The sequence below is a fragment of the Candidatus Zixiibacteriota bacterium genome, assembly GCA_018820315.1.
Classification (GTDB): domain Bacteria; phylum Zixibacteria; class MSB-5A5; order JAABVY01; family JAHJOQ01; genus JAHJOQ01.
Genome location: JAHJOQ010000121.1, coordinates 21,507 through 33,668, shown reverse-complemented (window position 1 = coordinate 33,668; position 12,162 = coordinate 21,507). Strand labels below are relative to the sequence as shown.

The window sequence follows — 12,162 nt, the reverse complement described above, 5'->3', positions numbered from 1 at the left end:
ATGAATGTAGCAAAAGTGACCGGGAAGTTAAAGGAACAAATGCATGTTTTTTCGGGAGAACTTTCTTTTGGTCTTCCGAGAGTTGCGGGCAGATTTGTTGAGGAAGCTCTCTTTGGCATCTGCGCTCGCCAGTCTCTGCACCTCAGCGAATGGTGTCGGTCTCTGAAGGAGAAGCCCTCCCTTTCCAGGACAGTCGATCGTTTGTCGCGCCAGTTGGATCGGTAGGAGCTTTGGCATGAGATAACATCGAAGATCCTGAGGATGTGCAGAGGGAAGATCGGAGATAAGACTCTTCTGATAGTAGATACGAGCGACATTTCGAAGCTATATGCGAAGAAGATGGAGTATCTGGGTCGTGTTCGGGATGGTAGCAAGAAGGAGTTGGCGGATGGTTACTGGACGATGCATGTGATTGGTGGGGAAACTGTCAGTTCAGAGAAGATGCCTTTGTACAGCCGCTTGTATTCGGCAAAGGCTCCCGACTTCGAAGGTGAGAACGCGGAGAGACTCAAGGCTGTCAGGAGGGTCTGTATAGGTGTGGGTAACAAAGGTATTTGGGTAATGGATCGAGGTGGTGACCGCGGGTGGTTATATGACTACTTCCTTGATCAGCGGCTGCAATTCATAATCAGGCTGAAGGGTGATCGTCACTTGGTTTACAGGGGCAAGAAGATATTGGCTGTAGACCTGGCGCGATGTTGCAGCTTACCGTATGTTGAGTCGTTGATACGGGAGGAGAGTCAAGGTGAGAAGAGGTATGATGTAGCTTACGGTTTCTGCCCCTGGATGTCCCACCCCTGGATGTGAATCTCCTTGCAATGCGAATGCATATGTTAGTATATTATTTATCTATCCGGAATTGATTAGAATGAAAGCAACCGTAGGCACCGACATAGTCGATATAGAGAGAATCCGGGGATCATTCGCTCGGTGGGGGCATAAGTTTGTTACCCGTGTACTGACCCCTCGCGAGAACCAATATTGCCGCTCCAAAGTCAATTTTTTGCAGAGTGTGGCAGGGAAGATCGCGACTAAAGAAGCTGTCTACAAAGCCCTCTATCAACTCGGAGTCTCAGGGTTGTCGTGGAAGGATATCGAGGTTCTCGACGGACCTACCAAAGCCCCGGTCGCTCATCTATCATCTAAAGCGCTTCAAATCTGCCCTGACGTCGAGATATCAATATCGATTTCACACACGGAGACATACGCTATCGCTGTTGCGCATGTCGAGCGCAGATAGGCATCCCTCAATCTTATCTAAACAGATCCGACGCCCTCAATATCGTGAAATCATTCTCTGTCAGCTTCAAATCGAATCGCTTCACCTGTTCATCGACATCTTCCAGTCCGACATCTGTAGCGCCGGACGGGTAGTCGATCGTCGTTTGACTATCAAGAAGCTCCGCCCTGAATTTCTCACCGTCCGAGACAACCGCAACAAGGACATAATCTTCAGGCGACCAGTTTCGCTTCGCAACATCGAACACCCCTGCAGCAGTTACACGGGCAATCCGATTCGGATAGTCGGCAATGTATGCTGAGTCGCCGGAGTACAGCTGCTCCATCTCGAGAGTCAGTCTTTGCTCGGGTGTCTCATACATAAACGGAAAGTGGTTGATATCAAACTGCTTCATCTTCTCGATATCTTCCTCCGGCGGTGCGCCGGTCGTCAGCTTCGTCAACTCCAGCAGCGCCAGCTTGATGGCAAACTCTGCATTCTCCGCCTTCGGATATGTCCAAATCGAGAAATATGTCGGCGACCAGCGTATCAGGGCTTGCGGCAATTTCGACCATCCCGACTGCATGAAATGCTCAGCGTAGGCATACGCGCCGTAAGATAAGCCTCGCTCTGTTCGAATTGTCTGGTACAGCCTGCCGAACGATTCCCTGTGCTGTCCGAAATATGTGTTCGCAACCAGCAGTGGGTAGTAGTCTGGGCTGTTGCGATCGTATGTCATGATATTGCCGATCCTGAAATGTGTCTGCGAACGATTCTCTTTTTCGACAAGCACTACTCTTCTTCCGGAAACCGGAATCGCGGTGCCTCGATCATGTCTTGCGAATCCTCGCTTCAAAGTCTCGAAATCCTCCCTAAATCTGTTGGCGAATTCTGGAGGATAATCTCCGGCAATGCCTATGATGATATTGTCAGCTTTGAAGTTCGCAGCATAGAACGATTCAGCATCGCTGGTAGTAAATGTCCCGACAGCAGACTTGACACCCGGCACGGGATGCGCATATCTATGGCCGACATAAAGCGAACCCTGTAGGATCGCCAACGACAGGCGGGAATCGTCCTCGACGATATCGTCAATGTCATCCTGCTGCTCCGATATCAGCCGACTCACTTCATCGCCCGGGAAGCCCGGATGCAACAGAATGTCAGAGAGGATATCGTAGGATTGATCCAGGTTCTCTTTCAGAGTCTGGCATGTGAACAGAATTGTCTCGCGATTGACTCGAATATTCAGCTCGGTCCCGAGTAGCTGAAGGGTACTTTCGATCTGATCCCTGCTGAATTTGGCCGAACCGCGTTCCATCAAACTCGCGGTGAATCGCGCCAGACCTTCCTTACCGACTGGATCATCCGCAGAACCGGATTTTACCAGCACCTGGATTATCACAACAGGTATACCGCCCTTGTGCAACTGAACCATTTGTACAGACTCGGTACCATATTGCTGCTTCTCGAGCGAGCATGATAGCGTAAGGATCGCGACTATTGAGATTAGAGTAATGACTGTCGATTTCATAGCGCCGTATCTCCCTGGTTTGACGGTAGCGGCGAGAGAGTGACTATTGTCGAGTTTATCGGCTGCAGGTAGGCAGTTGCAGCAGCGCGGATATCTCCGACCTTCAGTGAACCGAGCATGTCGTAGTACTTAAACATCATCCTGTAGTCACCACCGGTCATCTGATAATATCCGATAGTGCCACCGACTCTGGCTGGAGTACTGAGCCTGAAAAGAAACCTCGACTTCATCGGATTGACCGCCCGGGCAAGTTCATCCTCCGTCACGCCGTTCTTCGTTATCTCGCTTAGCTCGGATTCGATAATCGCGAGGACAGAGTCGAATTCCTGTCCCGGTTTAAGCGAGGCGTCTATCAGAAAGAGTCCGGTATCCTTTCTGCCGTCCATTTGTCCTGAGATGTCCTCCACCATTGATTGATCGGTCTTAAGCCTTTTGACCAATCTGCCGGTTTTGGAGAATAGTATGTTGGATAGAACCTGAAGCGCCACAAGATCTGGTGAGTCGAAATTGAGGTCGGGCGCTTTGTAGGCAACAAGCATCCTTGCCGGAGTGTGACTGTCTTTCCATTCGAAATCCTTCCGGCGCTTTTTATCCTGCTTCGGCTCCTGTCTCACCTGTGAGGTCGGCGGCAGTGACGGCTTCCAGTCGCCGTAATATTGAAGCACCAGTTCTTCTGTCTTTGCACGATCGAAATTGCCGCTGATTACGATCGTTGTGTAGTTGGGAACATAGAACAACTTTCTGAAGTCAGCGGCGTCGGCGTACTTGAGGTTCTTCTCGAGATCCTGCTCCCATCCTATGACGGGGTGACGATATGTGTGCTTCCTGTACGCAAGCCTGTTCAATTCCTGATAGATGTACCCTCCGGCATCGTCGTCAACTCCTCTGCGCCTCTCCTCCTTGACCGGTCCGAGCTCGCGGCGGAAAGCCTCCTGGGTGAATAGGAGGTTTCGCACCCGGTCATATTCCACCTCAATAATCTGATCGAGAAACTCAGCCTTGGCATTGACAAAATAGCATGTATAGTCCTCTGACGTATATGCATTGGTCTGTGGACCCATATACGATACAGCTTCATCGTAGTCGGGATGCTTCTCTGTTCCCCTGAACATCATGTGCTCGAATACATGCGCGATACCGGAAGCGCCCGGCTTGGTCTCATCGCGCGAACCGGCGTTGATAAACGTCTGATACGATACCGTAGGCACGGTAGTGTCTACATAGGTCAGAAGAGTCAGGCTATTGGGGAGGACGGTCGTTTCTATGTCGAGATCGAACTGACCCAATGCATTCCCAAGACTCAAAAGTGAAGCGACTGTTGCAACCAGGCAGATCGTTTTCATGGATCACTCCTGTGACAGGTTCAGTTCATCCTATTTAGCCTGACATTATCCCAAAAGCAAGCAGATTGCGCGTCATGGAGCGATGGAACGGTGCGTTACTGATATCCGTTTTATCTGCAAGCATGCGCTAAATTGATGTATATATTGGACAGGTCGCCATTGAGTGCGTCAGATATCCTAGGATAGTGGAATTTGAGATACGAGAGGTGATGATACTATGATAAAGAATAGCATGATTGTCGGCGTGGTTCTCGCTTTGTCTCTGATACTCAGCGTGCCGATTGAGACAATCGGAGACGATACCCCGGGGAATCTATATCAGGTGACTTTAGATAGCTACCGCGATGCTGAAATCGTACGAAACTCCGGAGTGGATGTCCTCCTGCGGGGATACAACCAATATCTGGTAATAGGAGACGAGGAAGCGATTGACAGGATAGTCAACGGTGGCGTGCGGTGTGAGATTGTGCACAGCGCTTTCGATCCGAGCGAGTGGGTGATTGCAGTATCCGAGAATCGCCGCATTGATCTGAAGTCTGAAACACTCAGTCTGGCTACCGGCGATCGAATTCTTTTTGGCGACGAGTTGCTGGTCAAAAGAGAGGCTGGCAAGCTGCTTCAGCAGCCCGCAAATGGCGTCATGCTTATCGAGCTGCCCCGATTCGATATACCCGTTAGATACGAAGTCGTACAGCTTGCGCCGCTTCAACTCCAGGATCTCGAACTGATCGACTCCCTTGTCAGCTTGATCTCAATGGACAGCATCGAATCCTATGTCCGGAGGCTGGAGGCATTTGTGTCGCGGCATTCCGATTCAGATTCGATAATGGCTGCCAGAGACTGGATTGCCGAGAAGTTCGAAGCGTACGGGCTCGATGTCTCTTTTGATCCGTATCATCCCACCTGGAGTAATCCGGTACACGATCCATCATATAACGTGGTTGCCGACCATCCCGGTGCGACAGCTCCTGAAACGTATATCGTGGTAGGCGCACATTACGACGCTACTTCATCCGGAAACCCCAGAGTGATAGCTCCCGGTGCCGACGACAATGCAAGCGGCACAGCATTTTGTGTCGAATTCGCGAGAATCCTGCAGGATTTCGAGACTCCCAAGGCAATACGGTTCATTTGCTTCTCAGGTGAAGAGCAGCAGCTTGTCGGAAGCGGGGCATATGTAGATGATCATTCTGGTGTGAATATTGAAATTATGATTAACGCCGACATGATAGCCAACAACTCCGGCGGAAATACCGTGATTAGAATTTTGCACAACTCTCCGTCACGACCTTACGCACTTCTGTTTGAAGAAAGCATGGATCTGTACACGGACCTGGTCGCTGACATCGGCGGCGGCAATAGTGGCAGATCGGATCACGCACCATTCGAGCAGGCAGGTTATAGTGCAGTATTCGTGCACGAAGCCAGATTTTCTCCTTTCTACCACTCGCCATCCGATATTGCAGACAATCTCGACTTCGTCTATATGACCGAGGTTGTTAAAGGCTGTGTGGCGACTGCTTATCAAATTGCATTCGCTCCACCGGTAATCCGGGATATCACCATAACGGACATGGGAACCGGCGATCACCTTCTGGTTGAGTGGACCGATGCAAATGACTCGCGAGACTTTGAATACAAAATCAGAGTTGGGACTTCTCCCGGTATCTATACGAGATTTCATTATGTCGCGAAGACTGAGACCTCGTTCGTAATCGACGAGCTTACGGAAGGAACAGAGTACTTCATCTCGGTCGGAACTGTGATTGATGAGACTTCAGAGAGCATCATCAATCCCACCGGGTCGGCTTTACCGTATTCGCTTCCATTTGCTCCCACGAATATCACTGCGTCTCCCGGCCTGCGGGCGATAGATCTGGAATGGGAAAGATCGATACATCCCGATGTTGTCGAGTATCTGGTCCTAAGGTCAATCAGTGGCGAGAACGATTTCGATACCGTTGCTGTCAGGGATAATGATAAATTGACTGATTCTGGAGTTTTGCAGGAGAGCTATTATGATTACTATATCGTTGCGATGGATGTCGATTCGAATTATTCGGTGCCGACCGACACGATGACAAGCCGAGGTCTCTTTTTCAATCGCAACGCCCTGGTCGTTGTTGATGTTACCCCGTGGGCAGTCGATTCCTCGATGAGCTTGTCAAAATATCGATACTTCTTCTCTGATATCCGGTATGATCTCGTGACTTTTCTGGGTGGATTACCAGAATCAGACCTGCCGATCGAGGAACTCGGGCAATACAAGTCGGTTTTCTGGTTCAGTGATCTGTCCTCCAATCTCAGCAATGAGATGGATGATCTCGGATGGTTCGCTGATTGGGGAGGCGACATATTCATAGGCGGCTATACCCCGGTTGTCTCCTTGTTTCAAGATACTCAGGACTGGTTCGGCCTCACAGACTACACAGAACCGGATATAACCGACTTCGTTTATTCCGAGGGAGAACCATTCTGGCCCGATGCCATTGTCGATTCCACTGTCAACTCCTACTATAACAACTTTGGTGATGACCGGCAGTTGAAACTCGTGCCCTGGGTGGAATTCGACCATGATGTCTCTACGCCAGCGTACCGCTACGTTTCCAGCGATCCCGGCAGTCAGTCCGATGGTCAGGTTTGCGGGCTCTACACGGTAAAAGATAGCGTCGCGATGATGTATCTCGGATTGCCACTGTTTCACATGAAGCTCGATTCGGGACGGGGTATAATAAATGCAGTAGCGGCGCTGATGGGAGTGCCGCGAGATGTTGCAGGCGACATAAACGATGACACGCGGCAGAGCCTTCTCGATATAATACTCATGATCAAGATATTGTATGCCGGAGGCGGTATGCAGGGTGATGTCAACAGGCTCGATGTCAACAATGACTGTGTCTTCGATATTCTCGATCTACTGCATTTGATAGCCTATATTTATCTTGGCGGTGAAGCACCGACGTATGGATGCGCGGGATCACAATAGCACGCGTGACAGATCACTGCGTCGCTACAGTCTTCGTGATGACAGTACATCAGAAATGCGCGATGTTGCTATGAGTTTGCGCTGTTCTGTTCAGGGAACCGCCAGGAGCAGATCTCTTGTATGAACCTAATCAAACGTCCTGGGATACTGGATTCTGTGGGGAAGAAAGGGGTATCTTGATCCTGAAAGTAGTCCCTTCGCCTTCGGCAGAGTCAATCACAATCGTACCGTCGTGGTTTTCCACGACTTTCTTGCAGACGATCAGTCCAAATCCATGTCCATTGCTCTTGGTAGTGAATCTGTTCTGGAAGGTTTTGGTCAACAGTTCCTGAGGAATACCGCTGCCGTTGTCCGAGACTTCGATAGATACGGCGCCCTCGGAGAAACCGGTCGAAATGGTTATCTCTCTTTCGTCTCTCTCCACTGTCGCAAATGACTCTGCGGCATTGTTCAGAGTGTTATAGAACAACTGCTGGAGTTGACGAGTGTCGGCAACTAACTGGGGGACCTCAGATTTCTGAACATGCTGCAACTTGATTTCTCTGAACTTCCTCTGTGGAGAGAGGAATGATATGATATCATCAATCAGTGCGTTCAAATCAACTTCGGTCTTTTCTGACTTGAGCGTGGCTGCATCGGCCAGTCCCGAAGTGAACCTCGTCATCTGACCGAGACTTTCCTCGATACCGCGCATGTATTTGCCTATGTCGTCGGGATTTGTGATTTTGGCTTTCAACTGAAGGAGTTCGAAGTTTGAGCGCACGATGTTGAGATAGTTGTTCAACTCGTGACCGATTTCCGCCGACATAATCCCCTGCGTGGCGACCCGTTCCAGATTCACAATTTGATCGTGCAGCTTCTCCAGTTCATTCAGTGCGTTTTGGGACTCTCCGAGCAGGAGGATATTGTCAACCACGACCATCGCCATGTTAAGGACTATGTTCAGCAGCTTGAGGTCGCCTTCCGATATCGGTTCTTCCGGCGACTTGTCCTGTACGCAGATCATGACGAAGAATTGATCTCTGTGGAATACCTTCAACGATGTGTTGCCGTATTCGGGGTTGAAATACTTGACAGCGGTATTGACCTCAGGGGAAGACTTCACAAGCTTTGTCATTAGAGGGTGATCGTTCAGCCCTTTCAGCTTCAATGGCGCCTCAAAGTCAAAGCATTCGGCGGCAAGTGCATCATCAAGCTGGATTGACAATTCTTTGAAATCGCTCTGCCTGACATTGTCAGTCCAAATGAGAACCAACTCGCTTGACTTTTTCTCCCAGCAGGAGATCACACCGGTGGTCAACCCTGAGTTGATCAAAGCCAGACCGAGAGAGAGTTTGAGCAGGCTTGTTTTGTCACCGACGGTATAAAGGACCTCGACGAGGTCCGACAATCGATCGAGACGGCCGGCATCAGACTTGGCTACCAGCTCGCGCCTTTTCTCAACTGCTTTTGTGACCGCCGCGCGCAGTTCGCTCAACTCGAATGGCTTCATGATATAATCGTATGCGCCGGTCTTGATTGCCTCTTTCGCGGTCTCGAGGTTTGCATACCCTGTCATAAAGATCGCGCCGATTTCAGAATCGATCTCGAGGATTTTCTTGATCATCTCGAGGCCGCTCATTTGTGGCATGTTTATGTCGGTCAGTACAAAATCGAATTTTTCCTGGGTCACTGCCTTGAGCGCATTAAGAGGGTTAGTCTCCGTCCTGACTTCGTATCCTTCGCTCTCAAGAACGTCGGTCGCTATATTGAGGATGATCTCCTCGTCATCGACGACAAGGAGCTTTGCCCGGTTGGATTCGCTACCTGGTGCTTTCGACATTTATGCCTTTCGAGTATATCGACTCGGCGCGGAGTACGCTGTCTCTGATTTCTTCCAGATCGAATGGTTTGCTGATGCATTTGATTGCGCCATTCTGTTGCGCAGCCTCGGCCAGTTCGTCGGGAAGACTGTCTGTCATGACGAATAGAAGATTGGGTTTGAGTGCTTTGGAGCACATCAGAGTGTCAAGTCCATTCCTTCGCGGCATATGAATATCACAGAAGACGAGATCAATCTCTTCAGATTGGATTATTGGGATTGCCTCGATACCGTCATTTGCACAGAGGACTTCATAGCCTTCTGAGGCAAGGAGCTCGCTCAAAAGATTGCGGATGACTTCAGTGTCGTCCACTATCAATATTTTTTTTATAGTTTTGGATGCTGTCATAATATCGATTACCCTATCAAGTCTTATCGGTCACAAGTCCCATCTTCTAAAGCACACTACTTCAGTCCTATATAGTGCTCCTGCCAACGTGAATCGCACGAACGCATTAATCTCATTTACTGAGCAGCTTACTCGGATATCATAGCTCTGATTTTGCCCATGTCGGATTCGTCACTCTTGTCCTTAGGAGCCGAACCGCTACTCTCAAGCGGCAAAATGACCGTAAACTCCGTTCCCTTACCGAGTTCGCTGGATACCGTTATGTCGCCACCATGATCCTTGATGATCCCGTAGCTAATCGAGAGACCGAGGCCGGTACCCTGTCCGGTTGCCTTGGTCGTGAAAAACGGCTCAAAAATCTTGTTAATGTGTCCTGGGGCAATACCTGCACCATTATCTTTGATGATTACCTCGATGCATCCGGAGAATTCACCCAGTTGCGGTGCCAGCCTTGTGGTAAGGTGAATCTGGCCTCCTTCCAACATAGCGTGCTGGGCATTTAACAGCAGATTGGTAAAGACCTGCTGTAATTGGCTGGTGTTGCCGTAAAGCTTCGGCAAGTCATCGGCGAACGTCTTGACAAGTTCAATGTTGCCAAGATCGAGTTGGTGCTGGATCAGAGAGATCGTGTCGATCAATGTCGTGTTCAGCTCGAACGGCTCCCACTCTGTCTTGTCAGTGTCTCTCGAGAACTTCAGGAGATTCTTGATGATCAGCCGACATCGTCTTGCCTGCTGTTCGATATCGGAGAGAAACCGGCGTTGGGATTCTATGTCCTTATCTCTCACATCCCCAGCCTTCAGATTTGACAGCTTCTCGAGTGCGAATTGCGCATAGCCCAAAATGCCACCCATAGGATTGTTCAACTCGTGTGCGATCCCTGCTGACAACTGGCCGACAGCGCTCATTTTCTCCGATTGCACGAGCTGCGTCTGGGCATCTTCCAGCTCCTTGGTTCGTTCAGCTATCTTCAATTCCAGTGTACGGTTGTACATCTCGATCTCGTCTCTGGAGTCGCGCAATGACTCTACCATCACGTTGAATGATTTGGCGAGTCTGCAGATTTCGTCCATCGATCCTATGATTTGCAGGTGCGCAAGTTCGCCCTTTGCAATCTTCTCGGTCGCATCCACGAGTCGATCAATCGGTTTGATGATCACATTTACCATCAGCGCAGTCAGGCCGATTACTGCAAGTGTAACGAAGAAGATGATTACGACTATCATCTTCGCTACGTCATAAATCCTACCGTACATTCGCTCGAGCGACAGACCGATCCGGACCATTCCGATCATCTCTCTCTTGCTGCCATACTCGCTTTCGTCGACGGCGGTTGCTCCCAGATCCTCGAGTGAAATATCGAATGTCGTCGTTCTCACTGGGGAGCAGAACTCTACCAGATCCATCTGAAGCTCAGGAACTTCACGATAATGAACTACTATCGAGTCCGCGTTGTGGCGAGTCCTGAAATCTTTGTTTGCTATCCAGGTTACAAGCTCTGCCGCCTCGATCCGGTCAAACTGCGCCAGGATCTCGCCCGTGCTGTCCTGGACGACTGCGTATGCGAAATCATCCTGCAGCGTAAGAGCTTCGAGGATTCTGTGGAGTTCGACTCTGTTCTCGGTTAGCACTCCGTACTCGCAGCTGCTGGCAATCTGCCTGATGGTTGTTTCGCCTCTCTTGAGTACTTCCTGTTTCATCTCACTTCTGAGGTGATTGAACAGGAAGGCACCCAAGACCGCCGATGTGAGAATGATCAGGCCAGATATTGCAACCATCGCCCTAAACCGGAGGCTTGAGAATGACACGAAGTGTCTCATTCGTATACCTCCTTAGCGACGGAATAATAGTCAGAGGGAATGTCCAGTCTCAGTTTCTCCGCTGTGTTGCGATTCAGGTAGAGATATGGAGCCTCGGGTGTCGTCACAGATAGTTTGCTGGCTGGAGTGCCGTTAAGTATCTTGGTCACCAATCCGCCGGCCTGCACTCCCACAAATTTGTGATCCACTACCAGAGCAAACAGGGCACCCGATTGCACGAATGAGGGAGAAAAGCCCATTGTCGGGATCATGTTTCTAAACGACTCCAACAGAATAAACCTGGTTGACTGCGGAGTGTAAATCAATTCGTCAGGAATTGCCCACAGGCCATCGCATGAACGTGTGAGGGAATCTACACCGGTCGGTACGTCTTTCGGAGACTTAACCTCAAATGGCACCATCTCCAGCGAGTGTTGCGAGGCCCAAACCAGCGATTGCTCGACCATATATGCTGTGCGCTCCGAATAGAGGACGCCGATTCTCTTTGCCTTCGGAACCAGCCGCTTGAACCGCTCAAGCTGTATATTGACATCAATATCGAGCGATGCTCCCGTCAAGAATTCGCCAGGATGCTCATAACTGGCAACCAGACCGCTCGTGACCGGACTCAGTACCGAGGAAAATACTATCGGAATCTTCAAATCGAGTGATTTTGCAAGACGCGTGCTGCGCGATCCGACTGTTACTATCACGCTGGGTGAAAACTCCGTAACCTTCGTTCTCACTGCATCAGCCGCGGAATCACCCGATATCGCGATGTACACTTCAAGTTCGACAGGTATCCTGCCAGTTTCGACGGTCTGCCTGATGCCTTTGACGGATCTCAGTGTTGATTCCTGCTGATCGCTGCAGATGATGAGGACTTTTGCACCCTCAGCTAAAACCTGAGCGGACCCAAACAGAATCATCACTACCGCGAGGCAGAGGACAGTGCGGATGCATTTTCTATGTAGAAGGCCTTTGTACAAAGTTAAAAAAGTCTCCTATGACGGTCGTTCGAGCAGCATCATGGCCAAATGAAGCACTGCTCTGGCAGTCTCATACGAGAAG

9 protein-coding genes are annotated in these 12,162 nt (G+C 50.0%); 3 read left to right on the top strand and 6 right to left on the bottom strand.

What is annotated here, in order from left to right; genetic code table 11:
- Positions 1-261: 261 nt before the first annotated feature.
- Entirely contained in the window at positions 262-807 is a 546-nt protein-coding gene (locus KKH67_12100) for a hypothetical protein (protein ID MBU1319922.1), read from the top strand.
- A 61-nt stretch (positions 808-868) separates the two neighbouring features.
- Positions 869-1,240, top strand: coding sequence for a holo-ACP synthase (gene acpS / locus KKH67_12095; GenBank protein MBU1319921.1), 372 nt, complete (start codon positions 869-871; stop codon positions 1,238-1,240).
- Positions 1,241-1,253: 13 nt separating this feature from the next.
- Here acpS and KKH67_12090 read toward each other — a convergent pair whose 3' ends face one another.
- Together KKH67_12090 and KKH67_12085 are read right to left on the bottom strand one after the other, a co-directional pair.
- On the bottom strand, positions 1,254-2,753 hold the full coding sequence (locus tag KKH67_12090; GenBank protein ID MBU1319920.1) for an insulinase family protein: 1,500 nt from the start codon (positions 2,751-2,753) through the stop codon (positions 1,254-1,256).
- Positions 2,750-4,096 carry an insulinase family protein gene (locus tag KKH67_12085; protein MBU1319919.1) on the bottom strand — a complete coding sequence of 449 codons (1,347 nt, stop codon included), beginning with the start codon at positions 4,094-4,096 and terminating at the stop codon, positions 2,750-2,752. Before KKH67_12085 ends, KKH67_12090 begins: the two co-directional genes overlap by 4 nt.
- A gap of 217 nt (positions 4,097-4,313) precedes the next feature.
- Here KKH67_12085 and KKH67_12080 point away from each other — a divergent pair, with 217 nt between their 5' ends.
- On the top strand, positions 4,314-7,082 hold the full coding sequence (locus KKH67_12080; GenBank protein ID MBU1319918.1) for a M28 family peptidase: 2,769 nt from the start codon (positions 4,314-4,316) through the stop codon (positions 7,080-7,082).
- 130 nt (positions 7,083-7,212) lie between these two features.
- Here KKH67_12080 and KKH67_12075 read toward each other — a convergent pair whose 3' ends face one another.
- From KKH67_12075 to KKH67_12060, 4 genes are all read right to left on the bottom strand, one after another.
- The gene (locus tag KKH67_12075; GenBank protein ID MBU1319917.1) at positions 7,213-8,904 is read right to left on the bottom strand and encodes a response regulator; all 1,692 of its coding nucleotides are present in this window, start codon (positions 8,902-8,904) and stop codon (positions 7,213-7,215) included.
- Positions 8,885-9,292 (bottom strand): response regulator, encoded by a 408-nt coding sequence (locus KKH67_12070; protein MBU1319916.1) that lies wholly within the window; start codon positions 9,290-9,292, stop codon positions 8,885-8,887. Before KKH67_12070 ends, KKH67_12075 begins: the two co-directional genes overlap by 20 nt.
- Before the next feature lie 128 nt (positions 9,293-9,420).
- Positions 9,421-11,112 (bottom strand): HAMP domain-containing protein, encoded by a 1,692-nt coding sequence (locus KKH67_12065; protein MBU1319915.1) that lies wholly within the window; start codon positions 11,110-11,112, stop codon positions 9,421-9,423.
- Positions 11,109-12,020, bottom strand: a complete 912-nt coding sequence (locus KKH67_12060; GenBank protein MBU1319914.1) for an ABC transporter substrate-binding protein — start codon at positions 12,018-12,020, stop codon at positions 11,109-11,111. The genes KKH67_12065 and KKH67_12060 overlap by 4 nt, the downstream gene beginning before the upstream one ends.
- Positions 12,021-12,162: the final 142 nt, after the last annotated feature.